Below are 25,188 nucleotides of genomic sequence, written 5' to 3'. Positions count from 1 at the left end.
TTGCCATAGGTACTGTCGTGACCATTCTCCCAAAGCTTATCTGGAGAATCCACATAACCCGCTAAATCAGCAATCGTCAGTCGTCCTACTCGTTGCCATTTTTCATCAGAGATAATCAGGTTTTCTTGTTGAAATGTTCCTTCCTGCTTAGCAGAAAAAGAAATTTGCATCACGTCAAGTGGGACCGCAAACCCTCCCGTGGCGTATTGGCGTTCCGCATCTAAAATCGCTCTGTTTTCTTCTCTGTTACCAACAGGTCGAACCCAATACCCTTTGTATTGGCCACTAACGATTTTTCCGGCAACACAACGTGCCTTGTGCTTCCACGAGTTTGCTAGACAGACGATCTGGTAAGACATGGTGACCCTTTCCTTGGTGGCGTTATGCCTCCATCCTCACTGACATTTGTCTTAGACGCAACACTACCTTGGTTCACCCTTTCCCGCACTACTCAGAGCCGCAACAGGCCAAACCCATCTGAATCGAATCACAGGAGCTTTTAACGCATATTCGCTAGGATGCTATGTAGAGCGAGGTGAAACCCCGACGTTTCGCACCATAGGCGATCACAGAGGGTGCTGGCCAATGAGACGTGACGGTAGAATTTGATCACTCAATCAAAAAATACAGACGAAAAAAAACAGCGATCTGGTCGCTGCAGTTTGGCAAAAAATTGCTACAAACTACTGCTACAAATCGCTGTTTCTGAACCTTCGTAACTCATTGATTTACAAAGGTTTTTCTGTAATGGCGGAGAGATAGGGATTTGAACCCTAGGTACTGTCGCCAGTACAACGGATTTCGAATCCGTCCCGTTCGGCCACTCCGGCATCTCTCCAACGGCGCGCATCATAACAGCTAGATTGCGCAACGCGAACCCCTATTTGAGGATTTTTTCGCGTGCTATCAGATGCTTGCGGCGCTTTCGCTGTTTAGAGCGGTACGCCAAGACGTTGGGCGACTTCTTCGTAGGCTTCGATGACATCACCCAGGCCTTGGCGGAAGCGGTCCTTGTCCATTTTCTTGCGGGTTTCTTTGTCCCATAGACGGCAGCCATCCGGGCTGAACTCGTCGCCCAGGACGATTTGGCCGTGAAATACGCCGAATTCGAGTTTGAAGTCGACCAGCAGCAGGCCTGCATCGTCGAACAGTTTACTCAGGACCTCGTTGACCTTCAGCGACAGCTCTTTCATGCGTACGAGCTGTTCTGCGGTGCCCCAGCCGAAGGCCACGACGTGGGATTCGTTGATGAACGGGTCGCCCATGGCGTCGTTTTTCAGGAACAGTTCGAAGGTGTACGGGTTGAGTTTCTGACCCTCTTCGATGCCCAATCGCTTGACCAGGCTGCCAGCAGCGTAGTTACGCACGACGCATTCGACCGGGATCATGTCGAGCTTCTTGACCAGGCATTCGTTGTCGCCCAGTAGCTTGTCGAATTGGGTCGGAATGCCTGCGGCTTCGAGCTTTTGCATGATGAAGGCATTGAACTTGTTGTTCACCATGCCTTTGCGGTCGAGTTGTTCGATGCGCTTGCCGTCGAACGCCGAGGTGTCGTTGCGAAACAGCAGGATCAAGCGGTCAGCATCGTCAGTGGCGTACACCGACTTGGCTTTGCCGCGGTAGAGTTCTTCACGTTTTTCCATGATGGGCTCCGCTTGCTAAATAGTTGGGCTAGGCGCCCCGTTTGGGACGCTAGGCGATTTCGCGCCAGTCGAGCCCGGAATCTTGATCGGCCAATTGTAGCCAGTCCGGATCGCACCCGAGGGTGTCGACGAAACATTGCCGGGCCAGATGCGGCAGGTTGTTCTTGCTACTGAGATGGGCCAGCACCAGGTGCTGCAAATCCTGCCATCCCAACTCGCTCACCAGGCTTGCGGCCTGATGGTTGTTCAAATGCCCCCGTTCACCCCCTACCCGTTGCTTGAGAAAGTATGGGTAATGACCGCGAGCGAGCATGTCGCGACAATGGTTGGACTCGATCATTAGTGCATCCAGCCCAGCATAACTGTGCAGCACCAACGGACAGTACGATCCCAGGTCGGTCAGCAGGCCGAAGCGCCGCTGCCCGTCACTGAACACAAACTGCGTCGGCTCAAGTGCATCGTGAGCCACAGACACCACATCGATGTCCAACGCCCCGATTCGCAACTTTTGTCCGCCCTTCAGGGCGCCTGCCACTTCGACCGGCTTGCGCATGCCACGAAAGGTGCCATCGCTCAGGTACACCGGCAAATCGTAGCGCCTGGCCAGTAAACCCACGCCATGCACATGATCGGCATGCTCGTGGGTTACCAGTATGGCGCTCAACTGACGACCGCTGACACCCAGCCGGTCCAACCGTCGTTCGGTTTCCCGCAGGGAGAAACCGCAATCGACCAGCACATACGTTTCGTTGCTTGCGACCAAGGTACCGTTACCCCGGCTGCCGCTTCCCAGAACCGAGAAGCGCACTTAACCGAGGTTGTCTTGAATCACACCCAGTACACGGCGGGCGATTTCGGCCGGCGCGACGGTGTTGATGTTCTTCTCGACAGTGACCTGAACGTTGTCACCCACTTTGCTCAAGCGAACCTGATAACGGTCGGCACGGGCTTCTTTTTCTTCCTTGGTATCTTCGCTGCCGAACACGCGCGCGAAGAAGCCAGGTTTGTTTTCCGGCTTATCGGCTTTTTCCGCCAGGTTGATGTAGTAAAGGCCCAGGCTGCGGTTGATGTCTTCAACGCGCCAATCGCCCTGCCCCAATGCCCGACCGACGCTGGACCATGCGCGATCGAGGTCTGCGCCAAGGTTCAGAACCGGGTTACCGCTGCCGTCTTCGCTCAGGGAGACGCGGCTTGGGGTGTCATAGTCGCGCGCGGCCAACAGAGAAACCGAACCGCCCTTCTCGGCGTTACGGCTCAGGTTTGCCAGCATGTCATCGGTCAGGACCGAATCGAGACCGACATTGGTGCTTCTCGATGGGAACTCGGCCTCGGACGTGCTGCCAGCCGGACGCTGAACGCTGACCACGTAGATCTCGCTGGTGTTGCGCTGAACACCTGGCTCGATGCGCACACGCACGCGGGTCTCGGTATCGGCAGCCGAGCCACCGGTGCTCATGCGTTTGGCGACTGCGGCGGAAAGCTCGTCCATACGCTGCCAGGTGGTGTTGAACTCACCCGTGGCGGGACGATCTTCAGCGATGCGGAAACCGTTGTCTTCAAAGTATTGGTGAGCCACTGGCCAGACTTCAGCCGGCGCGCGCTGAGCGAGAATCCAGCGATTGTCGCCGCTCTTTTGCAGGCTGAAATCGGTCGATTCGTCAGCGGTGAGCAACGGCTGCGGACGCGGCACGTTGAATTCACCGCCTTTCTGAGCGTCGTCGGCCACATTACGCGGAATCGGCAGTAGCGGATCCAGACGCTTGGACTCCTGAATGCCTGGCGGCAGTTGCATCGGTGGTTTCTGGGTTGCTTCGAGGTAATCGCTGCTGCGATCACGGAAATAACCGTCCTGACCAAACAGCCAGCTGCAACCGCTGGTACTGGAGATAATCAGGGCTAGTGCGGAAAGTCCGGCCAGTCGCTTCATTGCGTAGTGCTTCCTCATTAAACCAATACGCCGGACTGGCGCAGAGCCTGTCGCAGCGGTTCGTGACAGGGTTCGCTGAGCCAGGTGAGCGGCAGACGGATACCGTCCGGTATCAAACCCATTTCATGCAGGGCCCATTTCACGGGGATAGGGTTCGATTCGATGAACAAGGTCTTGTTCAAGGGCATCAGTTTTTCGTGGATCGCCCGGGCGGTCACGGCATCACCAGCCATCGCGGCCTTGCACAGGTCGCTCATGGCGCGCGGCGCGACGTTGGCAGTCACCGAGATGTTGCCTTTGCCGCCTAACAGGATCAGCTCGACGGCCGTCGCGTCATCGCCGGAATACACCAGAAAATCACTGCTGACGCCAGCCAGGATGTCTTTGGCGCGCTGCAGGTCACCGGTGGCTTCCTTGATGGCGATAATATTTTTGACTGTCGACAGACGGATGACGGTCTCGGCCAGCATGTCGCAGGCTGTACGGCCGGGCACGTTGTAGAGAATCTGTGGGATGTCGACCGCTTCGGCGATGTGCTTGAAGTGCCGATACAAGCCTTCCTGGGTTGGCTTGTTGTAGTAAGGCGTTACCAGCAGGCAGGCATCGGCGCCAGCGTTCTTGGCGTTGGTGGTCAGTTCGACCGCCTCACGGGTGGAGTTGGCGCCCGTACCGGCGATGACCGGAATACGACCATTGACCTGCTGGACCACACGTCGAATGACTTCGATGTGCTCGTTGACGTCCAGAGTGGCAGACTCACCAGTGGTGCCGACGGCAACAATGGCGTTTGTGCCCTCTTGCAGGTGAAAGTCCACCAGTTTGCTCAGGCTGTCCCAGTCCAGACGACCTTGTGCATCCATAGGTGTGACCAGTGCCACCATACTGCCCGCAATCATGCAAACCGCTCCTGCCGGAAAAAGAGAGCGGTAATGGTACTGGCGCCATCATCCTTGCACAAGCGAAGTACCGCGCTACGAGCATTCCCCTGAGCGACGGTTTTCGCTACCCTTCGGTCTTTGATTGGTACTGGTCATCTGCTCAGCTCGTTCGATCACCCGTTTTCGTCGTCGTAACCCTTGCTCCAGCGTGGTCGTTGCTTGCTCACCCAGGCACGATCCACCAGCGATACAGGGGGATTTACGATGCCGTGGCGCGTCGAATCCGCCGTTCAAGCCAATAATGTACCGACCGCTCATCGCTTAGGAATGTTGCATGTCGTCAATCCCCACAGTTCGCGAACAATTCCTTGTCATCAGTGCCCTTGGCGCCAACCCAATGGAGCTGACCAACGTCCTGTGCCGCGCCAGTCATGAAAACCGTTGCTCGGTCGTCAGTTCCCGGTTGACTCGTCATGGTGAGTACAGCGCGCTGATCCTTCAGGTGTCCGGAAGCTGGGACGCTCTGGCGCGCCTGGAAACCGGCCTGCCGAATCTGTCGAAGAAACACGCCTTCACGGTCAGTGTGGTGCGCAGCGCTTCGCTGGAAAGTCGCCCCGAGGCGCTGCCTTATGTGGCGTATGTCAGCTCGGCGTACCGTCCGGACATCATCAATGAGCTGTGCCAGTTCTTCATCGACCATAACGTTGAGCTGGAGAACCTGATCTGTGACACCTACCAGGCGCCACAGACGGGCGGCACCATGCTTAACGCAACATTCACCGTGACCCTGCCCGCGGGTACCCAGATCAGTTGGCTACGCGACCAGTTTCTGGACTTCGCCGACGCACTGAACCTCGATGCGCTGATCGAACCATGGCGCCCACAAGCACCGATGTAAGGAAGATTCATGGCCGTTGAACTGGATAAACCCGTTGCCGATTTTCAGGTGCAGGCCACCAGCGATCAGGCCATCAGCCTGTCTGCGCTGAAAGGTCAGCAAGTGGTAATTTACTTCTATCCCAAGGACAGCACGCCTGGCTGCACCACCGAGGGCCAAGGCTTTCGTGATCAGCACCAAGCCTTCAAAGCGGCTAACACCGTTGTGTTTGGCGTCTCGCGGGACAGCCTCAAGTCCCACGAGAACTTCAAGGCCAAGCAGGCATTCCCGTTCGAGCTGATTTCGGATAAAGATGAGTCGCTGTGCCAACTGTTCGACGTAATCAAGCTGAAAAAGCTGTACGGCAAGGAATATATGGGCGTTGACCGCAGCACTTTCCTGATCGACAAGGAAGGCGTATTGCGCAAGGAATGGCGTGGCGTGAAAGTGCCAGGCCATGTCGACGCTGTGCTGGAACAGGCTCAAGCACTGAATAAGGCTTGATGTCAACGCGGTCCGGCGGTCCGGGGACGGATTTATTTACGATGAAACGTTGTAAATAAAATCAGTCCCCTACAACAACGGTGCCACCGTGGGTTCATTACGTGGCCACGCATCCAGTACCGCCTTGAACAAGGTCGCCAGCGGGATCGCGAAGAAAATTCCCCAGAACCCCCAAAGGCCACCGAATAACAGCACAGCGCAGATAATTGCGACCGGGTGCAAGCTCACCGCTTCAGAGAACAGCAACGGCACCAGCACGTTGCCGTCCAGGGTCTGAATGATTCCGTAGACGGCCATCAGGTAAATGAACTGATCGCTCCAGCCCCATTGGAACAAAGCGATGAACGCCACCGGCACGGTAACCACCACCGCACCGACATAGGGCACCACCACCGAAATACCCACCAACATCGCCAGCAAGGCCGAATAATTGAGGCCCATCGCCCAGAACGCAATGTAGGTCACCACGCCACACACGACGATCTCGATGACCTTGCCGCGAATGTAGTTGGCGATCTGGCGGTTCATTTCTTCGGCGACGCGGGTGATCAGCGTGCGCTCGCGCGGCAGGTAGCCACGAGCCCAGCGGCCAATCATGCGGCGATCCTTGAGGAAGAAGAACACCAGAATCGGCACCAGTACCAGGTAGATCATCATGTTGACCAGCAGCGGCAGGCTCGACAATGAAAAGGTCAGCGCCCACTGACCAAACTTGCCAATCTCCCCTCGGGCGGCCTCTATGGCCTGTAAAACCTGCTCGTCAGACACCAGATGCGGGTAACGCTCAGGCAGCAGCAGCAACAGCGATTGCCACTTGGCGAGCATCCCAGGAAGTTCGTTGAAAAAAGTAATCAACTGATGCCAAAGCAACGGCACCAACACCAACAGAAAAACCGTCAGCGCCCCCATGAACAGCGCAAAGACCAACGCGACAGCGGCTCCCTCTGGCACGTGCAGGCGCACTAGGTGAACCACCAGCCCCTGCATCAAAAACGCCAGCACCAGCCCCGCCAACACAGGCGCCAGCATGCCACCCAAGGTCAAAACGATCGTGAACGCCAATACCAGCAAGACTGCCAGTACCACGGCCTCTTCATCCGAGAAGTAGCGTTGCATCCAGTCACGAAGCACCTTGAACATCAAAAATCCTTTGGGCGAAGGGGGAATAAAATCAGGCTTTGCGTAACCAATAGCGATAAACGCCGTCGGCTACTTCTTCGTGCAGCAACACATGACCGGCCAGTTTGGCGAAGGTTCTGAAGTCACGCTGGGAGCCGGCGTCAGTGGCGGTGACTTTGAGGACAGCTCCCGTGGCCAGGCCATTGAGTTCCATTTTGGCTTTCAACAAGGGCAGAGGGCAGGCCAGACCGCTGGCATCAAGCTCAGCGTCACAGGTCTTGGGGCGCTCTAAAGCGTCAGACATCGTTTCTCTCCGGGCAGGCACATCAGATTACGTGAAAACACAAACTGAACGAAGCGGACCTTTCGTACAAGCTCGCAAGAATACCCCACTCTGGTCAGCAAGCCATTGAGCCAGCTACAGTAAGGTCTTTCTGCCTCAGAGTTTCGTGCATGAATTTTTTGCGCCCCACCCTGCTGACGATTGCATGCCTGCTCGCCATGCCGAGTTCGGCCGATGACTTGCCGTCACTCGGAGACGCCAGCTCCGCAATTGTTTCACCACAACAAGAATATGATTTAGGCCGTGCCTGGCTGAGCCTGCTGCGCTCTCAGGTCCCTCAATTGAACGACCCCCAACTCAAGGATTTTGTCGAAACATCGGTTTATCGCCTGGCCGAAACCAGCCAGGTTCAGGACCATCGTCTTGAGTTCATCCTGATCAACACCCCTGAAATCAACGCATTCGCAGCTCCAGGCGGGATTATCGGCGTCAACGGCGGCCTGTTTCTGCATGCCGAAAGCGAGGGCGAGTACGCCGCAGTTCTGGCGCATGAACTGGCTCACTTATCACAACGCCACTTTGCCCGAGGGGTGCAAGCTCAGCAGCGTATGCAGGTGCCTGTGCTGGCGGCCATGCTAGCGGGCATCGTCATGGCCGCTGCCGGTGCGGGTGATGCGGGGATCGCCACCATTGCGGGCACCCAGGCTGCAGCGATTCAAGAGCAGGCTCGTTTCTCCAGGCAGAATGAAGCGGAAGCAGACCGCATCGGTATTCTCAATCTGGAAAAAGCCGGTTACGACCCACGCAACATGCCCACTATGTTCGAACGTCTGGCGCGCCAATATCGCTATGACGCAAAACCGCCTGAGTTCCTGATGAGTCACCCAGTGACCGAATCGCGTATCGCCGATACCCGTAACCGCGCCGAGCAATCCAAACCTGGCGGCAAGGAAGACAGCCCAGCCTATCAACTGATGCGTGCCCGGGTGGTGCTGACCTACGAAGAAACACCGGGCGTGGCGGCCAAGCGCTTCCGTGCGCAAATGGCTGAAAACCCGAAAAACGATGCAGCTCGCTACGGTCTGGCCCTGGCGCAGACCAAAGGCGGGCAACTGAACGAAGCCCGGGAGTCACTCAAACCGCTGCTGGACAAGGCGCCGGAAAACATTACTTACAACCTGGCGGCCATCAATCTGGACATCGCCAACAATCGGCTGCCGGACGCACAGCAGCGGGTTGACCGATTATTAGGGATCTTTCCGGATAACTACCCGCTCAATCAGGCAAAGGTAGACGTGCTGCTCAAACAGTCAAAGGCCCCCGAAGCACTTAAAACGCTGGAAGCCTTGCTCAAGAGCCGTCCGGATGATCCGGATATCTGGAACCAGGTGGCCGATACTCGCGGCCTTTCAGGCAACACCATCGGCCTGCACCAGGCTCGCGCCGAGTACTTCGCACTGATGGGCGATTTCAAACAAGCCATTCAACAGTTGGACTTTGCCAAGCGCCGGGCGAACAACAACTTCCAGTTGGCATCACGCATTGATGCCCGCCAGAAAGAAATCATCGAGCAAGAGCGCGCAGTGAAAGAAATGATGAACTGACTGTAGGAGCCAACTTGTTGGCGATGCGAGCAACACGGTGCGTTTGAGACACCGCCTCGCGAACAAGTTCCCTCCTACAGTGCGCTCTGGCCCAGCCCCCATGTGGGAGCAGGGCTTGTCCCGCGACCGGCGGGGAACTGTCGTAAAACCTGCGCATGCAGTGTGACTGGCAGACCACGCGCACCGGGTTTACTGCCGCTGCGCGCCAGGTCGCGGGGCAAGCCGCGCTCCTACAGCGCGTTCTGGCCCTTTTGATACGGCCACGCTTTTCAGCAAAAAGCACCTGTTGAAAGCTTGACCGGGAACAGAGTATCTACACATCGGGATCAGGCATTCCCCGCCAGCTTCAACCGCGCAGCCTGGGTGAAGTCCAGCATCCGCTGCAGCGGCCTGACGGCATGGGGGATGATCGCAGGATCGACGAAAATCTCATTGGTCCCTTCACGCAAGCACTGCAGCGTACGCTCCAGCGTATTCATCGCCATCCACGGGCAGTGCGCGCAACTGCGGCATGCCGCACCGTTACCCGCAGTGGGCGCTTCAATGAATATCTTGTCCGGGCACAACTGCTGCATCTTGTAAAAAATGCCCCGATCAGTCGCCACGATGAAGGTCTTGTTGGGCAGGGTTTGTGCCGCGGCAATCAGCTGGCTGGTGGAACCCACCGCATCGGCCAGGTCGATCACCGATTCAGGCGATTCCGGATGCACCAGAATAGCGGCGTCTGGGTACAACGCCTTCATGTCTTCCAGTTGTCTGGACTTGAACTCTTCGTGGACGATGCAAGCCCCGTCCCAGAGCAGCATGTCGGCCCCGGTTTCACGCTGGATATAGCGGCCCAGGTGCTTGTCGGGCGCCCAGATGATTTTCTCGCCGTTGTCCATCAGGCTCTCGACGATTTCCAGCGCGCAACTTGATGTCACAACCCAGTCAGCACGGGCTTTGACTGCCGCAGAGGTGTTGGCATACACCACCACCGTGCGCTCTGGATGCTGGTCGCAGAACGCCGAAAACTCATCGACTCCACACCCCAGATCAAGGGAGCAAGTAGCGTCGAGCGTTGGCATCAGTACACGTTTTTCAGGGGTAAGGATTTTTGCAGTCTCACCCATGAACCGCACACCGGCGACCAACACGGTCTTGGCCGGGTGGTCCCTGCCAAAGCGAGCCATTTCAAGGGAGTCAGACACACAACCACCGGTTTGTTCGGCCAAGGCCTGAATCACTGGGTCGCAATAATAATGGGCGACCAAGACTGCGTCCTGAGCCTTGAGCTCAGCGGCGATAGCGCGACGGTATTGTGCTTGCTGGTCTGGAGTCAGCGGTTTGGGCTGCTTGGCATCGAGATGAGCCTGAACCAGAAGGCGTTCGGAAATCTGTGTCATGTTCGCTGGACCTGAGTGCGCCTTCGCGCGAACGCGAAGTTTACACCTGACCACAGGTAGAAAAAACCTTCGAGCCCCGTCCAGTTTGCCTCTGCGGTGAATCAACCTTAAACAGAGGTCATCTTTGCAAGTTACTCCCACGGCATAGCGAAAATCTCTGCGCAAAGTGCGCTATTGAACTTCCCGCTACCTCCTCATTTAAGGCATAGAGATGTCTACGAACTCGAGAAGAGTGAATTCAATCGAGCGTAAAAAAAATTAGACACACTTAAACGATTCGGCAATACTAGCCTAGTTGATAACGCTTATCATTTGCAGAGTTATTGCTGAGTAAACTATTGATCCTGAAAAAGGTGGATGCATGCGTATTTTAGTCGTGGAGGACGATCTGTCCGTGAGCCACTGGTTAAGCAGCAAATTACACGCGTCGGGTCATCAATGCCGCTTGGTGGGTGATGGCGAGGGTGCTCTGGAGATGATCAAGCAAGAAGCTTTCGATGTCGTGGTACTCGACCGTATCTTGCCGCAAATGGATGGCATCGAAGTCCTCAACCGGATGCGAGGGACAGCACGGCCCCCGGTACTTATTCTGTCAGCCAACGACCAGACCAGCGACCGCGTAGACGGTCTGCGTGCCGGGGCCGACGACTATCTGGGCAAGCCTTTTGACTACACCGAACTGCTACTGCGCCTGGAGGTGTTGACTCGTCGTCGTCAGCAAAGCGGGATCGAGGAACAAGTGTACGTCGAGGATCTGTTCATTGACCTGGGCCAACGCCGGGTCAAGCGCGCTGGTCAGGTCATCGATCTCACCGACAAGGAGTTCCGCCTGCTGCAGGTACTGGCCGAGCATGTCGGCCAGACCGTCACGCGGACCATGCTGCTGGAAAAGGTATGGGGTTACCATTTCGATCCACAGACCAATCTGATCGATGTCCACATGTCCAAGCTGCGGACCAAGATCGACAAGGGGCACGAACGCTCCCTCCTGCGAACAATCCGCGCTATCGGCTACGAACTCGGCTGATCTGCAGTAACGGACACCTTAAGCACTCTTAATGATCAAGGGCTTGTTGGCCGTCTGCGCTGCGCCCTATGGTGCCAGCTTCCCTGTTTTTTGAGCACATATCTCCATGATCGCTGCCGCTGCATGCCCGTCCTTCAAGGACTGCGAACCACGCTTCAAGGTTGCTACCTGCAACGACGCGCTGCAGGCTCGTGAAGCCGACGATGGGACCCATGACGCGTTCGATTTCTACCGCCCCACCGACCGATGTGATGGGCAATGTTCGTAGCGCCCCATGTGGCCAATAAGACGACCTGGAAACGATCGATGCGTATTTGGTTATCCCGCAAGGGCCCAGCATCCACCGCCATCCACTGGCGTCGGGCACAACAGACACTTGAGTCGAGCAACCTGCAACAGGCCGCGACCAGTGCGTTCATCTGCCTGCTGGTTTCGCTGTCATCGGTGTTCGGCAGTGTGTGCCTTCTAGACAACGTGATGCGCAACCACGTCAGCGACATGTTGCTGGCCGACGCTCGCGCGCTGAACATGCGCCTTTCGGCCCACGATCATGAACAGGTGGTCGACCTATTGCGCCGAGAGGACACTTACGCGCCTCGCGATGAACGCTATTGGCTGGTGGTCGACACCAACGACCGACCGTTGTATGGCAGCCAAGAGCTGGTGCCCTTGCTGGCCTGCGACCCGCCGAGTTGCAACGGCGACTGGCGCCGCTACTCGCTTAAGACCGATGAAGGCCGACACAAGGAACTGCTCGGGTTGGTCGTCAAGCTTCAGGATGGCGGGCGCTATTTCGCCGCGTACGACCTGCAACCGATGCTCGAACGCATTCAGGTGATCCCCTTGCTGGGCGGCGCGGCGCTGTTCTTCATTTTGCTCGGCAGCTTGTGCGTCAGCCTGCGCTATAGCTTGCACAGCCTGCAACGCATCGACCTGATCCGCGATGCCCTTCAGCGCTTTGCCAGTGGCGACCACCGCGCCGCCCCGCCCCAGGACCCCCACGGCGACGAAATCGACCGTTTGGGCGTGGAGATCAATGCCAGCCTTACGCGCATCAACCGGCTGATGAACGAAGTACGCAGCGTGACCAGCCACATCGCCCACGAACTGCGCACGCCCCTGACGCGCTTGCAGAACCGTTTGGTCAGCGCCTCGGAAAAAGCCGAGGGCAGCATGCGCGAAGAATTGCAGGGCGCCGTGACCGAGAGCGAGCACCTGCACACTCTGTTTCGAACGGTGATGCGCATCGGCGAAGTCGAAAGCGGACGCTGCGCGCACACCTTCGAGGCGCTCGACGCCAGAGCACTGTTGATGGACCTGCGTGAATACTACTTGCCGCTGGCTGAACAACTGAACTCGGCGCTGGACGTCAGCATGGAGGCCGAATTCACCCTGCTGGGTGATCGCGCACTGCTGTTCCAGGCACTGGCCAACCTTACCGACAACGCCCTTAAATATTCGCCCCCGGGTGCGCCGGTTCTGCTGTTTGCAAGACCCTGTCGCCAAGGGCTGGAAATCGGCGTCGCTGATCAGGGCCCCGGTATTCCACAAGCCCTGTGCGAGCGCGCCACCGAACGATTCCTGCGTTTGGACACCTCGGAAGGGGTGCAGGGCAATGGCCTGGGGCTGACCCTGGTCAAGGCCATTGCCGACCTGCACGGTGGCGAGTTGCTGATGCATGACAACGCCCCTGGGCTACGGATTGGCCTGCTGGTGGAGCGGGTCTGAAAACGCTGCTTCCTTAACGACTCTTAATGATCGCGACATTGCACACAAACGAGAACAACTCTTATTCTCCCTCGGCTTTCCCACCTATCCATTACCACCGGCCCGTGCGGCCGGACGAACCCGAGGACCTCTCCATGCGCCAATCTCTGAAAGCCTTTCTCATGGATGAAAGCGGTGTGACTGCAATCGAATACGGCATCCTCGCCGCTTCGATGGCGGCGGCCATCGGCATGATCTTCGGCAGCGACGGCGCCTTCATCACCGCCCTCAAAAGCCGCTTCACCGACATCGCCGATCAAATCAGTACCACCAACAACAACAGCAAATGATCCCCTCGATACCCACCTTGACCAGCCTGATCCTGCCACCCGCCTTGTTATGGGCGACGGTCAGCGATCTGCTCTATCGCAAGATTCACAATCGCCTGGTGCTGACGCTTCTGATGCTGTGGCTGGGGGCATTGCTCCTGGCGCTGCCAGGCAGTGTCTCGGCCAGCGATGTGCTGGTGGACGCGGCCTGGGCACTGCCTGGCGCACTGGCAGTTCTGGTGGTGGGTTTCGGTTTGTTTCGGCTCGGTCGCGTCGGTGCCGGAGATGTAAAGCTGATGACCGTGCTGTGCCTTTGGCTAGGTGCTTCGAATCAAGCAACGTTCATCATCCTCACCTCCCTGGTCGGCGGGCTGTTGGCCTTGCTGTTACCACTGCTGAGCCTGTTTGAACGGATGCTGGCACTGACCTGGTGGGGCCTGGTACAGCACCTGCCCCGCACACCGCCACTGCCGCAGTGCCTGGGCGATATACCGCTGCCGGGCATCCCTTACGCGGCCGCCATTGCCGTCGGTGCCTTGGGCACGCTGTTCATTCCCATTCATTCATGAGCCACCACAATCGATGAAAAAGAACTCTCTGCTGCTGCTCGTCACCGCCGTGTTCCTGGCAGCTGGCGCAGCGCTTTTGGTGCGCAGCCTGCTGGCCCCGCCCAAGGTTACCGCCCCCCCTCCTGTGGTCACCGTGCAAGCGGCCGGCGAGGTATTGGTCGCCAGTAAGGTGCTCGAACCTGGGGACTTCATCGACAGCTCGCAACTCACCTGGCAACCGGTGAAGGACAAGCCCAGCCGCAGCCGCTACTTCGTCCGCGGTCAGGACAACCTGGAAGCACTGTTCGGCGCCACGGTGCGCGAAACAATAAAAGCCGGCGAAGCCATTCGCATCGACAAAGTCGTACGCCGTGGCGAGCCGGGGTTCCTGGCGGCAGTACTCAGCCCAGACATGCGCGCGGTGTCCATTCCCACCAGCCGCGTAGAGAGCAACTTCGGCCTGGTGTCGCCGGGTGATCGGGTGGATGTGATCCTCGGACTGCAACGTGACCGCGAGAAGACCGGCGACCAAAACAAGGACGCAGCGCCGTTCCTGGCCGCGCAGACCATTCTGCGTGATGTGCGCGTATTGGCGCTGAACAACGTGACAGGCATCGACCAGCCGCCGCGTGAAGACGACGAGGCAGCAGCCAAGAAGGACGGTACCCAGGCCAAGCCTGCCAAAGTCGTGGCCAACTTCGAGACCGTTACCCTTGAAGTGGACCCCAGTCAGGCAGAAAGGCTGGCGGTCGCCAAGGAAATCGGCAGCCTGCAACTCGCCTTGCGGCCCCTGCGTCATGGGGAAAACGACCAATCGTATGACCAGCCGAGTGGTGTCACCACCCTCAGCGGCACCACCGATGTATTTGCCACCAGCAGTACCCCCGCCGTAGCGCCGAAAGTGATGGCGTTTCGCGGCACCAAAGTGGAAATCATCGACCCCGCCCAGCGTTAACAGCCTTAACCGCCCGGCGCCTGGCGCGTCGGCAGCATCCACATACGGAACCACCCCATGACGCCCATCGTGAAACGTCCAAAGGCGCGGCAGGTCAGCCGCAGCCTGCCTGTTGCCCTGGCCCTGCTGGTTACCCTGCCCATTACGGCGCGGGTCGAAGGTGCGCCGCTGTCCGCCAGCCCGCTCAGTGAAGTCAACACCACCCAGGACCTGTCCCTGTTTGTCAAACAAGGTCGGCTGCTGAAATTACCTGGCGCGGCCGCCAAGATCATGGTCGCCGACCCTGAAATAGCCAGCTTTCAAGTGCCCTCGCCAGACAGCGTGTTCGTCTTCGCCGAACGCGCCGGTGCCACCAGCCTGTATGCCATGGACGCCAACGACAACGTCATCGCCGCCATCCGCCTGACCGCAGGCTACGACCTGGATGCCCTGCGTCGTCAGCTCAATGATGAAATCCCGGGGTCGCAAATCGAGTTCGCCAGCGCTGCGGGCAACGGCCTGATCGTGCGCGGCAAGGTCCGTACGCCCATCGAAGCACGCCAGGTGATCGCCAGTGTCACTGCCGCCCTGGGTGCCCCCGACACCGCCAAGAACGTCGGCGCCAACAGCGCCGCGAGACAGGGTCCCGATACCCCGCCGCGCATCATTAACCAGTTGCAGGTGGAGCTGTCGGCCCAGGTCAACATCCGCGTGCGCGTAGTGGAAGTCGCGCGCAGCCTGAGCCATGAGCTTGGCTTGAACTGGGATGCGGTGATGAACAGCGGCAAGTTCAACCTGGTCACCGGCGTTACATCCACCGCCAGCAACAGCTTGACCTACAGCGACGGCAACCTCACCGGGGTAATCAACGCCATGAGCGAGGAAGGCCTGGCCACGTTGCTGGCCGAGCCCAACCTCACGGCCATGTCCGGTGAGACTGCAGGCTTTGCCGCAGGTGGCGAGGTGCCGGTAGTGGTGATCACCAACAACAACGTCAACATCGACTACAAGTCGTACGGCGTAATCCTGCGCATTACCCCAACGCTGCTGTCACCCAACCGCATCAGCCTGCGCATCGCCCCAGAAGTCAGCGACCTGACCGATGACGGCTCGGTGACGCTCGAAGGCGCAGTGATCCCGGCGCTCAAGGTTCGCCGTGCCGACACCACGGTGGAACTGGCCAGCGGCCAGAGCTTCGCCCTGGCGGGCATGCTGCGCAGCAATGCCAACCAGAAGGTCAACGGTGTGCCGGGGCTCAGCCGTATCCCCTTGCTGGGCCGGTTGTTCGAGTCCGAAACCAGCACCCAGGAAGACACCGAACTGGTGATCCTGGCCACCGCCTATGTGGTCGACCCGGTCAGCGAAAGCCAGCTACAGGTGCCCGGCCGTGGCTTACCGATGATCGACGCCCAGCTTCCAGCCCGCGCCAGCGCCGGCTACCTCTATTGAGATCGGAGAGTTCACCCATGCCCCCTCGCCCATCCGTTGCGTTGTTGCTGCTCGGCCTGCCGTTGCTGCTGCTGGCAGGCTGTACCCATGAACTGAACCAAATCCGTGAAAACCTCTTTGCCAATCCGCCGTTGCAGGCCGTTGAAGTGCAGCCTCAGGCACTGAGCCTGACGCTGGTGGCCACACCCAACGGCCAGAGCTTCACTGCCGAGTCGCTGGACAAGCTCAATCACTTGCTGGTGCAACAAGGCCGCCTAGCCAACCAGAGCGTGACACTGATCCCGCATACCCCGGCCGGGGAACGAATCGCCACACGCCTGGCCCAGGTACTGCGCGAGCGCGGCCTGCCCAACCGGCAATTGAACCTGGAAGCCCTGCGCCTGCAAAAAGGCCAGGACGACGTGATGGTGGTGTCCCAAGCTCTGGTGGTCCGGGTGCCTAAATGCGTCATCAGCGCCCCGGACCGTTGGACCATTGCGCCCTATGCCTCGCTCGGAGGCCTTGGCTGCGCCAATGAGGCCAACATCGCCGCCATGGTCAGCGACCCACGCGACCTGATCACCCCACGGACCCTGGACGCGGGCGACGGCATCCAGGCCAACGGCGCTGTACAGCGCTATCACGAGAACGATTTGCCCGAACTGGTCGACATTGACTTCAGCAAGAAGTAAGGAGCCCGCATCGTGAACAGCCCTCAACAACGCCCGACCGTAGAAGCCGCCGTGGCGACCGTCAACACCGCCGTCTTCGCTGCCACTGCCGCCCAGGCCGCCGAGTTCACCACCCTGCTCCAGCGCCTGGGAGAAACCGGCAGCCATGTGCAGACCGGCGGTTGCCCAGCCGCCTTGAACTGGTGCGCGCAACAGATTGCCGCCGTGGTGATTGTCGATCTGGACGGTGAGACGGCCCCACTGCAAACCCTCAAGGAACTCGCCACGTTATGCGAGCCGGGTTGCCACATCGTCGCGTTGGGCAGTCACTCGGACATCGATCTCTACCGCGCCCTGCTGCACGGCGGCGTGCTCGACTACTTGCTCAAGCCCGTGCGCCTGGACCTGTTGGCCGCCACCCTGGAACGTAGCCGCAATGACCAGCACGACGACTTCGCGCGCACTGGCCGCAGCATTGCCGTCACCGGCTGTGCGGGCGGGGCTGGCAGCAGCACCGTGGTAGCGGCGCTGGCCCAACTGCTGTCCGAGGTTCGGCATGTGCCCGTGGCCGTGGTCGACTATGACCGACAAAAAGGCGATCAGGGTTTGCTGCTGGGTGCCCAGGGCGATGCAGGGCTGGCCAGCGCCCTGGAAAGCCAGGAAATAGACGCCCGCTTGCTACAGCGGGCGATGATCACCGTCAACCCGCGCCTGCACCTGCTGGGTCAGGAAAGCGCGCCTCAAACCCTCAAGGTCGTGGACTCCGAGCACTTGCTGGGATTGGGTGCCAGTTTGTGTCGACTGTTCAATCAGGTGATCTGGGACCTGCCTGCCGCCCATCCCCACGAAACGATGGAAGTGCTGCGCCATAGCGAGACACGCATTCTGCTCACCGACCTCACTGTTCAGGGTGCGCGCAACACCCAGCGCCTGCTGGCCAAGATCGGTGACGAAAGTGATGGCCAGCAATTACTGCTGGTACACAACCCAGTACACGCGGCGCAGCCGGCCCTCGCCCGGGAGCAATTCGAAGCGTTCGTCGGCCGACGCCTGGACCTAAGCCTGCCCTATGTCGGTAGCGCCTTGAATGAAAGCCTGCTGGCAGGGCCGCTGTCGTTACAGCGCCTGCCTGCGATGCGCCAGGCATTGCTCGACCTCGCTGACCTGGCCTGCGGTCGGCGCCCTGAACGCCAGCAGCCCGCTGGCCTGATCGATCGCCTGAAACAGGCGATTGGTCGCCGCGCCGCCTGAGGAACCTGAAAATGCTGATCCGCAAAGCCAAGCCCGCACCGACCCCAAGCCAGGCACCGACGCCCGTCGACGATGAAGTGCAAAAGGTCGCCAGCAGCCGCACCCAGCAAGTCGCCAAGAGCGAGACGCCGGGCATGGTCAATCGCCGCCTGCTGCGCAGTTTCCTGTATGACCAGATCGATCCGCTCAAAGCCGCCGCCATGAGCCGCGACAAGCTGCTGGCCCAGATCGAAACCCAGATCCGTCGGATTTGTGACGAAAAACGCCTGCAACTGTCGCGCAACGAAGAAGAGCAGATCGCCACCGAGGTGCTCGACGAGATGCTCGGCATCGGCCCGATCCAGCCTCTGCTGGCCGACGAATCGGTCAACGACATCCTGGTCAACGGCGCCAAGCTGGTGTTCGTCGAGCGGTTCGGCAAGCTGGAACTCACGCCCATCACGTTTCTCGACGAAGAGCATGTGTTCAACACGGCCCAGCGGATCGCGGCGGGCGTTGGGCGGCGGATCGATGAAGCGCACCCGATGGTGGATGCGCGCCTGGCTGACGGCAGCCGAGTGAACATCATCACCTACCCGCTGGCACTGGACGGCACCACTATCTCGATCCGTAAGTTCATGCGTCGCAACCTGACCCTGGAAGCCTTGGCCGCCCGCCAGGCCATGTCCTATGAAATGGTCGAAGTGCTGGAACGGGCCATGGTGGCCAAGCTCAATATCATCGTTTCCGGCGGTACTGGTGCAGGCAAGACGACGCTACTCAATGCCCTGTCGCAGAAAATTGACGACACCGACCGCATCGTCACCATCGAAGACGCCGCCGAACTGCAGATGCAACAAATCCATGTGGTACGCCTGGAAACCCGCCCGGTGAGTGCCGAGGGCACTGGCAAGGTCGATCAGCGCGATCTGGTGCGTAACGCCCTGCGTATGCGCCCTGACCGCATCATCCTGGGGGAAGTGCGGGGTGGCGAAAGCTTCGACATGCTGCAAGCGATGAACACCGGCCATGACGGCTCGCTGTGTACCGTACACGCCAATACCCCACGCGACACCATTCTGCGCCTGGAAAACATGGTGATGATGGCCGGCATGCAACTGCCGCTGGAGGCTATTCGGCGGCAGATCGCCAGCGCCGTACACATGATTGTCCAGGTCGAACGTCAGCGCGATGGGATGCGCCGTATTGTCTCCATCACCGAAGTGTGCGGCATGGAAAACGACGTGATCCAGACCCAGGAGCTGTTCGGCTTTCAACTGCGCTCGGTGGATGCCAATGGCAAGCTGATCGGCGATTTCGTCGCCAGCGGTCAACGACCGCAGTTCTACAGTGCCCATGCGCATCTGTTCGGCGGAGCCTGAGCATGGGCGCCGTACTGGATCTGGTCACCCTGTTGATCTTCGTCTGCACCCTATGCGCTTTTTACGGCCTGCTGGGACTGAGCAAACGCCGCCAGCGCGCCGAGGCCAGCGCCAACCGGCTGGCGGCGCTTAAGCAGAACCCCACGCTAGCGCCCGGCACGGGTGATGCCATTGACGACATGCTGCGCGAAATCCAGGCCACGCCACTGGCCGGGGTGCCCGTGTTGGGGGACACACTGGCGCGGCTATGGCTGAACATCAATCTGTTGGGCTGGCGTCGTAACCTGCGCACCCGCCTGATCCTGATGGGCATGGCGGGCTTGCTGTTAGGCGTGCTGATGGGTCGTGATACACCGTTGCCATGGCTGTGGGAGCCACTGATTGCCCTGGCCGCCAGCGTAGGGTTGTTTCTGCTGTTACTGCGTCAGGCATTGGCCCGCCACCATAAAGCCCTGCAACAAAGCCTGCCCCAGGCCATCGACGCACTCAATCGTACCTGCCGCGCTGGCGTGCCGGTCAGCAATGCTTTCAGCCTGGTGGCCGAGCACCTGAACGGCCCACTGGCCACCGAGTTTCTGATCATCGACCACTGGCTGCGCCTGGGTGTGCCCCTGCGTCGGGTGATGCAGGATTCGGCGCTGCGGGTGCCCATGCCTGAATACCGCTTCTTTGCGGTGATCCTGATCATCAACCAGGAATCCGGTGGGCGCCTGGGCGAAACACTGGAACGCCTGGCCAGCACCCTGCGCGAACGCCAGGAGCTGCAACTGAAGATCATGGCCAAGACCTCCGAAGCCAGGGCCTCGGCCAAGATCGTCGCCGCGTTGGTGCCCTGCATGATGTTGTACATGTACTTCAACTCCCCGGCGGACTTTCGCTTCCTGCTCAATGATCCGACGGGCAACAACGTCCTGATCTATGTGCTGGGCAGCGTCACCCTGGGCCTGACCATCATCCAGACAATGGTCAGGAGAATTCGATGAGCCGCCGTCCTTTGCGCCTCGGAGCCCCTCATGCATGAAGCTCGCTTGATCATCGCCATCGGCCTGCTGTTGTGTTCCGCGCTGCTGCTCGGGATGTACCTGCGCGGTCGACGCAATCCACTGGTCACCCGCCTGGGCAGCCAGACGGTAAAGCAACGTATCGAACAACAGACCGATATCCTGCGCAGCCAGAACACATCCTTGCCGCCCGCACTGCAACGTCTGGTGCCCCCGGTGGCACGCCTTGGCGAACAGTTGGCCGGCACCGATGGCGATCGCCAGCAACTGCGTCGCCTGCTGGTCATGGCGGGCTTTCGGGCCCCACACAGCCTGGGCTTGTTGATGATCGCCAAATATGGCTTGGGCCTGCTACTGGTCGCACTGGTGCTGTTCGGCGTGCTCGATGCCCAGCAACGCAGCAGCCTGTTGGGGCTGGCGGGAGGGCTGGTGGGATTGTTTGTCGGCACCCTGATCCCGGAAGGCTGGCTGAAATGGCGTGCCGCCCGACGCGGCGGGCGCTTGTCACGCAGCCTCCCGGACGGCCTGGACCTGATGGTTATTTGCGCCGAAGCCGGGCTGCCCATCGGCAGGGTGTTGCAAGTGGTGTCCAAGGAGATGGCACTGTCTGCGCCGGAGCTGGCCGATGAGCTGCGCTACACCTTCGCCGAACTGCAAATCCTCAGTGATCGTGGCAAGGCGCTGCTCAACCTTGCCGAGCGCTGTGGCGTCAGCGAAGTCGAAACCATGGTCGCCACCTTGCTCCAGGCCGAGCGCTACGGCACACCCCTGTCCCAGGCGCTGCGTACCATTTCCGAGGAAAGCCGCAAGACCCTGATCCTCAACCTCGAAGAACAGGCCGGCAAATTACCGGCGCAAATGAGCCTGCCGCTGATGCTGCTGGTGCTGCCGCCCATCATCGCCATGATGGGCGCCCCAGCGATGATTCGCCTGGTGCGCATGCTGACCACTCACTGAATTGTCCCCGGAGCCCTCCATGTCCAGATCCTCGCGTCTGCTGTCCCCCTTGGCACTTGCCCTGTGCATTGCCACGCTCGTCGGTTGCGGTACCCACCGACCTGACAACTCCCGCCCACTGTCGACCAAAGCCGATGCGGGCGAGGCCTTGCACCTGGCTCGCCTGTTGCGCGACAACGGGCGCATGGCTGCCGCCTACGGGGTTTACGCCCGAGCCGACCAGCGCGGCCAACTCGACCCTGGCGAGTCCCTTGAATATGCCCAGGTCAGCGCCGCCGTGCTGCCTGCCCAGGACGCCCTGCCGCTATTCGTGAGTGCGCGCCAGCGCCTGGCCGGTGAACGTTTGAATGACCAGCAGCGCTTTAATCTGTGCATGGGCATTGGCCGTGGTCAGTTGGCTGCCAGCCAGTTTGCCGGGGCCAGGGAAAGCTTCGAGTGCGCACTGCAAGCACGCCAGGACAGCACCGAAGCACTCAACGGCCTGGCCATCGTCAGCAGCGCCGAGGGCCACAACCAGCAAGCCGAAGAACTGCTGCACAAAGTGCTGCAACTGGACCCAGGCAATGCTCCAGCCTTGAATAACCTGGCCCTGGGCAAGATCGACCAGGGTCAACCCCAGGCCGCCATCGATCTGCTGGACGGCGCCGACCTGCGCGGTCGGCCGACCCTGGTACTGAACCTTGCCCTGGCGCACTTGTTGTTGCGCGATGAGGACAAAGCCCGCGAAGCCCTGCAACGCTACATGCCGCGGGTTCGTAGCGAGCCGTTACTGGCCGAGCTCACACGCAATGCTCAACGTATTCTCGGCGGCCAACCGGTCCCCCATGAACTGCTGGCGGCCAGCCGCCAAGCCCTGGCGCTGGACACGCTGCAATGAGACGCAGCGCCGCGCGACGTAGCCAGCGCGGGATCACCACCACAGAAACCGCGTTCCTGCTGCCGGTGATCCTGATTGGCTTGATGATGTTCTTTGAACTGGCACGCCTGGCCTTGGTGGTGGTCATCGGCAATCTGGCGCTGGACTCGGCACTGCAAGGCTTGCGCCAGCAAAGCAGCTTGCGCCTGGACAACGAGAGCGGCGTTGCAGAGCACGTCGAGCAGCGCATGATCGACGCGGCCTACGGCTATTTGGACAGCGCTGATCTACAGGTGGAAGTCACCAGCTACAGCAGCCTGGAAGCCTTCGGCGGCGGTACCCGGAAACTCGAAGGGGATGACGACACCGACAGCCCGATCCTGTCGGTGCAAGTCCAGCTGACCCAAAACTGGATGACCGCACTGCCGACACTGCTGAATCTGTCGGACAGGTTCACCTACACCTATCGCCAGGTGGTCGGCAATCTGTATGAACCCGGTGCAGGATCATGAAGCGCCGTCAGCGGGGCAGCGCCACACTGGAAACCGCGCTGATGCTCTCGGTGGTCATCATCTGTGGGCTACTGGCAGTCGACCTCTACCTGCTGGCCCGTGGCCGTGCAGACCTTGAGCGCAGCACCAGCATGCTGGCCAGCACCCTGTCCAACCAGACCCGGTTGACGGCCAAGGGGGTAGATGCGTTGGTCGCTGAGCTGGTGGCCGAGCGTGGAGACAACTACCAACTGTATGTCGGCAAGGTAATGCGCACCGGCAAAGTCGCCTGGAGACTGCCCTTAGGCCAGACCACAGGTTTGTGCGACGACCCGATGGGAGGCGGGGTGTACGACGGGACCCTGCCGGAAAGCGACGATGAGGCCGACGACAGTGTCGCGTTGCTGGTTGTACGTGCCTGCCAGAGCAGTGATGAAATGGGCATGAGCACCCTGAGTCTCGGCGGCAAGGTACTGCAAGCCGACGCCATCAGCCGCCTGCGCAGCGCCAACATCGAACTGGACGATTCTCTATCCGCCCTGGCCGGTATCACCCCCACCGACAGTACCGAGTGATCCAGGGACGCGGTGCACGCGTTCGCAGTGGCAATTGAGACCAATCCTTAAGCCATTTTAATGAAGCCGTTCTTGTGGTTTATCGAGAAGAATTCTTATTATCGCCACCACCCAAAGATGCCGGTCATCCTTTGAATGTCGAGTCAGGCGTCATGAACCCGTTCAACACCACAGCCCCGCTTCGCACACTGCGTCGTCAACGTGGCAGCGTCTACCCAATGATGTTGCTGGTCATGGGCGGCATGCTTCTGGCCGGTGGATTCGCCGTTGACAGCGTGACGCTCAACAGTGACACCAGCCAGCTCAAGCGCGCCACCGATGCTGCCGCGTTAGCGCTGGGGCGCAGCTACTCGCCGGACAAAGATGGCAGCGGCGACCAACAGACCATGGCGCAGCAATACGTACGCGCCAACCTGGGGCTCAACAGTGCGGTACTGGCAAACCTGGGCACCATTACCGTAACCAGTGGCACCAGCAGCGCGGGGAACAACACATTCAAGGTGAGTGCCACACTGACCAACGTGCCCTTGGTGCTCAACACCGGCAACCGCGATGTGATCATCAGCTCCACCAGCGAGGTACGCCAAGTGTCGACCGAGGTGGCGCTGGCACTGCCCAATACTACCGCCGAGAACAGCGCAAATCTTGCGGCGCTGCGGCGTTTGGGCAAGACGTTTGCCCAGGACCTGATCGGCGACAGCAGCAACACGTGGCTCTCGCTGGTGCCCTATAGCCAATCGGTGAATGTTTACGATCCCAACCAGACCGGCCGCATTCGCAGTTGGGCCGCCAGCGGCGCGCTCAATCCGGTGGAGCTGACTTCGCTGTTCCAGAGCGGCTACGGCAGCCTCGCCGACCGCCGCATGCCTGACCGTATCGCTAATCTACTGTGCATGTACCGGGGCCTGGACCGTGGCGAGAACTACTTCTGGGACGAGCCGCCTGGCGGGCGTTTCAAAATCTACTACCGCGCCGACCTGCCAGAAAACGGCAGCCCAGGCGCCAATCCTATTTCCTGGGTCGGGCCCAACCCCACTTTTGGCGCGGCAACCGGTGCCAACGACACCCGCTACCTAGTGGCCGACCGCGGTTGCCCTCATGCGCAACTGTTGCCGCTGACCAACAACCAGCAGGACATCAGCGCCCGCCTGGACAAAATGACGGCCAGCTTTAACGTCAACTTCGCTATCGCCATGGGCTGGAGCGCCATGGCCCTGGCACCGGAATTTCGTGGCAGTTCAGGCTGGGCGCTGGACGACGATCTGCCCAAGGAGTTCGACGACGGTACTAACGAACGCATCAAGGCCATCGTGTTCCTGGCCAACTCTACCAACATGAGCTGGTTTGACAGCGACGCGTACAACGCCTACGTCGGTGAAAGCATTGACGGCACCGCGTCCACAACCAGCTCGGGTAACGCCACGACCGGCAATGCTGATCAGGCGCTCATCACCCAACGTTTCACCAGCCTGTGCAACAGCTTCCGGGCCCATAACCTCAAGTTCTACCTGGTCGTCACCGGCAGTGACGAATCCACCGGCGACTCAGACTCCACCGCAAGCGCGTCGACGTTTCGTCGAGTTGCCGGCGCCGGTCTTGCAGCCTGCGCCGAAAACAGCACCAACCTGACCTACCTCAATGGCGCCGATTTCGTGGCCTCGGAGGGCGCCATTCAGTCGCGCCTGGAAGACATCATCGAAGAACTGCGGCAACAGAGCAATTTCGTCCGCCTGATCGAATAGCAACCGGCTTACCCACTTTCCTTTTTTCATTTTCTGCGCAAGGGCCACCATGACTACTCGCCGACTTCCACCCCGCTATCCTCGGGCGCT

26 protein-coding genes and 1 tRNA gene are annotated in these 25,188 nt (G+C 59.7%); 18 read left to right on the top strand and 9 right to left on the bottom strand.

Annotated elements, in window-relative coordinates; translation table 11 throughout:
* From VGC62_RS22900 to dapA, 6 genes are all read right to left on the bottom strand, one after another.
* A partial coding sequence (locus VGC62_RS22900; RefSeq protein ID WP_331189360.1) for a dual OB domain-containing protein occupies positions 1–359 on the bottom strand: 359 nt, incomplete at its 3' end.
* Between the two features lie 389 nt (positions 360–748).
* Positions 749–838, bottom strand: a tRNA-Ser gene (locus VGC62_RS22895).
* A 94-nt stretch (positions 839–932) separates the two neighbouring features.
* Complete coding sequence (purC, locus tag VGC62_RS22890; RefSeq protein ID WP_331189359.1) at positions 933–1,643, bottom strand: phosphoribosylaminoimidazolesuccinocarboxamide synthase; 711 nt, start codon at positions 1,641–1,643, stop codon at positions 933–935.
* A 49-nt stretch (positions 1,644–1,692) separates the two neighbouring features.
* The gene (locus VGC62_RS22885; RefSeq protein ID WP_331189358.1) at positions 1,693–2,451 is read right to left on the bottom strand and encodes an MBL fold metallo-hydrolase; all 759 of its coding nucleotides are present in this window, start codon (positions 2,449–2,451) and stop codon (positions 1,693–1,695) included.
* Positions 2,452–3,570 (bottom strand): outer membrane protein assembly factor BamC, encoded by a 1,119-nt coding sequence (gene bamC / locus VGC62_RS22880; protein WP_331189357.1) that lies wholly within the window; start codon positions 3,568–3,570, stop codon positions 2,452–2,454.
* Between the two features lie 17 nt (positions 3,571–3,587).
* Positions 3,588–4,466 (bottom strand): 4-hydroxy-tetrahydrodipicolinate synthase, encoded by an 879-nt coding sequence (gene dapA / locus VGC62_RS22875; protein WP_331189356.1) that lies wholly within the window; start codon positions 4,464–4,466, stop codon positions 3,588–3,590.
* 316 nt (positions 4,467–4,782) lie between these two features.
* Here dapA and VGC62_RS22870 point away from each other — a divergent pair, with 316 nt between their 5' ends.
* Together VGC62_RS22870 and VGC62_RS22865 are read left to right on the top strand one after the other, a co-directional pair.
* Positions 4,783–5,346, top strand: coding sequence for a glycine cleavage system protein R (locus tag VGC62_RS22870; RefSeq protein WP_331189355.1), 564 nt, complete (start codon positions 4,783–4,785; stop codon positions 5,344–5,346).
* A gap of 9 nt (positions 5,347–5,355) precedes the next feature.
* Positions 5,356–5,829 carry a peroxiredoxin gene (locus tag VGC62_RS22865; RefSeq protein WP_331189354.1) on the top strand — a complete coding sequence of 158 codons (474 nt, stop codon included), beginning with the start codon at positions 5,356–5,358 and terminating at the stop codon, positions 5,827–5,829.
* A gap of 69 nt (positions 5,830–5,898) precedes the next feature.
* On the opposite strand, the gene VGC62_RS22860 is transcribed toward VGC62_RS22865, so the two are convergent.
* Together VGC62_RS22860 and VGC62_RS22855 are read right to left on the bottom strand one after the other, a co-directional pair.
* The gene (locus VGC62_RS22860) at positions 5,899–6,969 is read right to left on the bottom strand and encodes an AI-2E family transporter (protein WP_331189353.1); all 1,071 of its coding nucleotides are present in this window, start codon (positions 6,967–6,969) and stop codon (positions 5,899–5,901) included.
* A gap of 31 nt (positions 6,970–7,000) precedes the next feature.
* The gene (locus VGC62_RS22855; RefSeq protein ID WP_331189352.1) at positions 7,001–7,252 is read right to left on the bottom strand and encodes a sulfurtransferase TusA family protein; all 252 of its coding nucleotides are present in this window, start codon (positions 7,250–7,252) and stop codon (positions 7,001–7,003) included.
* A 149-nt stretch (positions 7,253–7,401) separates the two neighbouring features.
* Here VGC62_RS22855 and VGC62_RS22850 point away from each other — a divergent pair, with 149 nt between their 5' ends.
* Positions 7,402–8,835, top strand: coding sequence for a M48 family metalloprotease (locus tag VGC62_RS22850; protein WP_331189351.1), 1,434 nt, complete (start codon positions 7,402–7,404; stop codon positions 8,833–8,835).
* A 326-nt stretch (positions 8,836–9,161) separates the two neighbouring features.
* On the opposite strand, the gene nadA is transcribed toward VGC62_RS22850, so the two are convergent.
* Positions 9,162–10,220, bottom strand: a complete 1,059-nt coding sequence (gene nadA / locus VGC62_RS22845; protein WP_331189350.1) for a quinolinate synthase NadA — start codon at positions 10,218–10,220, stop codon at positions 9,162–9,164.
* A 361-nt stretch (positions 10,221–10,581) separates the two neighbouring features.
* Here nadA and VGC62_RS22840 point away from each other — a divergent pair, with 361 nt between their 5' ends.
* From VGC62_RS22840 to VGC62_RS22770, 15 genes are all read left to right on the top strand, one after another.
* On the top strand, positions 10,582–11,247 hold the full coding sequence (locus VGC62_RS22840; RefSeq protein WP_331189349.1) for a response regulator transcription factor: 666 nt from the start codon (positions 10,582–10,584) through the stop codon (positions 11,245–11,247).
* 306 nt (positions 11,248–11,553) lie between these two features.
* Positions 11,554–12,975 carry a HAMP domain-containing sensor histidine kinase gene (locus VGC62_RS22835; protein WP_331189348.1) on the top strand — a complete coding sequence of 474 codons (1,422 nt, stop codon included), beginning with the start codon at positions 11,554–11,556 and terminating at the stop codon, positions 12,973–12,975.
* Between the two features lie 134 nt (positions 12,976–13,109).
* Positions 13,110–13,304, top strand: coding sequence for a Flp family type IVb pilin (locus VGC62_RS22830; protein ID WP_331189347.1), 195 nt, complete (start codon positions 13,110–13,112; stop codon positions 13,302–13,304).
* Positions 13,305–13,321: 17 nt separating this feature from the next.
* Entirely contained in the window at positions 13,322–13,852 is a 531-nt protein-coding gene (locus tag VGC62_RS22825; RefSeq protein ID WP_331189346.1) for an A24 family peptidase, read from the top strand.
* Positions 13,853–13,865: 13 nt separating this feature from the next.
* A complete protein-coding gene (cpaB, locus tag VGC62_RS22820; protein ID WP_331189345.1) occupies positions 13,866–14,786 on the top strand; it encodes a Flp pilus assembly protein CpaB in 921 nt (306 codons plus the stop codon).
* Between the two features lie 57 nt (positions 14,787–14,843).
* On the top strand, positions 14,844–16,214 hold the full coding sequence (locus VGC62_RS22815; protein ID WP_331189344.1) for a type II and III secretion system protein family protein: 1,371 nt from the start codon (positions 14,844–14,846) through the stop codon (positions 16,212–16,214).
* Positions 16,215–16,231: 17 nt separating this feature from the next.
* On the top strand, positions 16,232–16,885 hold the full coding sequence (locus tag VGC62_RS22810; protein ID WP_331189343.1) for a CpaD family pilus assembly lipoprotein: 654 nt from the start codon (positions 16,232–16,234) through the stop codon (positions 16,883–16,885).
* A 12-nt stretch (positions 16,886–16,897) separates the two neighbouring features.
* On the top strand, positions 16,898–18,115 hold the full coding sequence (locus VGC62_RS22805) for a hypothetical protein (RefSeq protein WP_331189342.1): 1,218 nt from the start codon (positions 16,898–16,900) through the stop codon (positions 18,113–18,115).
* Between the two features lie 11 nt (positions 18,116–18,126).
* Entirely contained in the window at positions 18,127–19,476 is a 1,350-nt protein-coding gene (locus VGC62_RS22800; RefSeq protein WP_331189341.1) for a CpaF family protein, read from the top strand.
* A gap of 2 nt (positions 19,477–19,478) precedes the next feature.
* On the top strand, positions 19,479–20,459 hold the full coding sequence (locus tag VGC62_RS22795) for a type II secretion system F family protein (RefSeq protein ID WP_331189340.1): 981 nt from the start codon (positions 19,479–19,481) through the stop codon (positions 20,457–20,459).
* 30 nt (positions 20,460–20,489) lie between these two features.
* Positions 20,490–21,434 carry a type II secretion system F family protein gene (locus tag VGC62_RS22790; RefSeq protein ID WP_331189339.1) on the top strand — a complete coding sequence of 315 codons (945 nt, stop codon included), beginning with the start codon at positions 20,490–20,492 and terminating at the stop codon, positions 21,432–21,434.
* Positions 21,435–21,453: 19 nt separating this feature from the next.
* Positions 21,454–22,311 (top strand): tetratricopeptide repeat protein, encoded by an 858-nt coding sequence (locus tag VGC62_RS22785; RefSeq protein ID WP_331189338.1) that lies wholly within the window; start codon positions 21,454–21,456, stop codon positions 22,309–22,311.
* Positions 22,308–22,802, top strand: coding sequence for a hypothetical protein (locus tag VGC62_RS22780; protein WP_331189337.1), 495 nt, complete (start codon positions 22,308–22,310; stop codon positions 22,800–22,802). The genes VGC62_RS22785 and VGC62_RS22780 overlap by 4 nt, the downstream gene beginning before the upstream one ends.
* Positions 22,799–23,356, top strand: a complete 558-nt coding sequence (locus tag VGC62_RS22775; protein ID WP_331189336.1) for a hypothetical protein — start codon at positions 22,799–22,801, stop codon at positions 23,354–23,356. The genes VGC62_RS22780 and VGC62_RS22775 overlap by 4 nt, the downstream gene beginning before the upstream one ends.
* 152 nt (positions 23,357–23,508) lie before the next feature.
* Positions 23,509–25,098, top strand: coding sequence for a pilus assembly protein TadG-related protein (locus VGC62_RS22770; protein WP_331189335.1), 1,590 nt, complete (start codon positions 23,509–23,511; stop codon positions 25,096–25,098).
* Positions 25,099–25,188: the final 90 nt, after the last annotated feature.

Origin of the sequence: Pseudomonas sp. (assembly GCF_036404235.1) — a bacterium.
Lineage (GTDB): Bacteria > Pseudomonadota > Gammaproteobacteria > Pseudomonadales > Pseudomonadaceae > Aquipseudomonas.
The sequence above is the reverse complement of the archived record's forward strand: the minus strand, read 5'-3'. Positions and strand labels throughout refer to the sequence as shown.

Excerpts from the sequence above, each read along its gene's own strand:
- purC (WP_331189359.1), bottom strand. The coding sequence starts at position 1,643 with ATGGAAAAACGTGAAGAACTCTACCGCGGCAAAGCCAAGTCGGTGTAC.
- bamC (WP_331189357.1), bottom strand. The coding sequence starts at position 3,570 with ATGAAGCGACTGGCCGGACTTTCCGCACTAGCCCTGATTATCTCCAGT.
- dapA (WP_331189356.1), bottom strand. The coding sequence starts at position 4,466 with ATGATTGCGGGCAGTATGGTGGCACTGGTCACACCTATGGATGCACAA.
- VGC62_RS22870 (WP_331189355.1), top strand. The coding sequence starts at position 4,783 with ATGTCGTCAATCCCCACAGTTCGCGAACAATTCCTTGTCATCAGTGCC.
- VGC62_RS22865 (WP_331189354.1), top strand. The coding sequence starts at position 5,356 with ATGGCCGTTGAACTGGATAAACCCGTTGCCGATTTTCAGGTGCAGGCC.
- VGC62_RS22860 (WP_331189353.1), bottom strand. The coding sequence starts at position 6,969 with ATGTTCAAGGTGCTTCGTGACTGGATGCAACGCTACTTCTCGGATGAA.
- VGC62_RS22855 (WP_331189352.1), bottom strand. The coding sequence starts at position 7,252 with ATGTCTGACGCTTTAGAGCGCCCCAAGACCTGTGACGCTGAGCTTGAT.
- VGC62_RS22850 (WP_331189351.1), top strand. The coding sequence starts at position 7,402 with ATGAATTTTTTGCGCCCCACCCTGCTGACGATTGCATGCCTGCTCGCC.
- nadA (WP_331189350.1), bottom strand. The coding sequence starts at position 10,220 with ATGACACAGATTTCCGAACGCCTTCTGGTTCAGGCTCATCTCGATGCC.
- VGC62_RS22840 (WP_331189349.1), top strand. The coding sequence starts at position 10,582 with ATGCGTATTTTAGTCGTGGAGGACGATCTGTCCGTGAGCCACTGGTTA.
- VGC62_RS22835 (WP_331189348.1), top strand. The coding sequence starts at position 11,554 with ATGCGTATTTGGTTATCCCGCAAGGGCCCAGCATCCACCGCCATCCAC.
- VGC62_RS22830 (WP_331189347.1), top strand. The coding sequence starts at position 13,110 with ATGCGCCAATCTCTGAAAGCCTTTCTCATGGATGAAAGCGGTGTGACT.
- cpaB (WP_331189345.1), top strand. The coding sequence starts at position 13,866 with ATGAAAAAGAACTCTCTGCTGCTGCTCGTCACCGCCGTGTTCCTGGCA.
- VGC62_RS22815 (WP_331189344.1), top strand. The coding sequence starts at position 14,844 with ATGACGCCCATCGTGAAACGTCCAAAGGCGCGGCAGGTCAGCCGCAGC.
- VGC62_RS22810 (WP_331189343.1), top strand. The coding sequence starts at position 16,232 with ATGCCCCCTCGCCCATCCGTTGCGTTGTTGCTGCTCGGCCTGCCGTTG.
- VGC62_RS22800 (WP_331189341.1), top strand. The coding sequence starts at position 18,127 with ATGCTGATCCGCAAAGCCAAGCCCGCACCGACCCCAAGCCAGGCACCG.
- VGC62_RS22795 (WP_331189340.1), top strand. The coding sequence starts at position 19,479 with ATGGGCGCCGTACTGGATCTGGTCACCCTGTTGATCTTCGTCTGCACC.
- VGC62_RS22790 (WP_331189339.1), top strand. The coding sequence starts at position 20,490 with ATGCATGAAGCTCGCTTGATCATCGCCATCGGCCTGCTGTTGTGTTCC.
- VGC62_RS22785 (WP_331189338.1), top strand. The coding sequence starts at position 21,454 with ATGTCCAGATCCTCGCGTCTGCTGTCCCCCTTGGCACTTGCCCTGTGC.
- VGC62_RS22780 (WP_331189337.1), top strand. The coding sequence starts at position 22,308 with ATGAGACGCAGCGCCGCGCGACGTAGCCAGCGCGGGATCACCACCACA.
- VGC62_RS22775 (WP_331189336.1), top strand. The coding sequence starts at position 22,799 with ATGAAGCGCCGTCAGCGGGGCAGCGCCACACTGGAAACCGCGCTGATG.
- VGC62_RS22770 (WP_331189335.1), top strand. The coding sequence starts at position 23,509 with ATGAACCCGTTCAACACCACAGCCCCGCTTCGCACACTGCGTCGTCAA.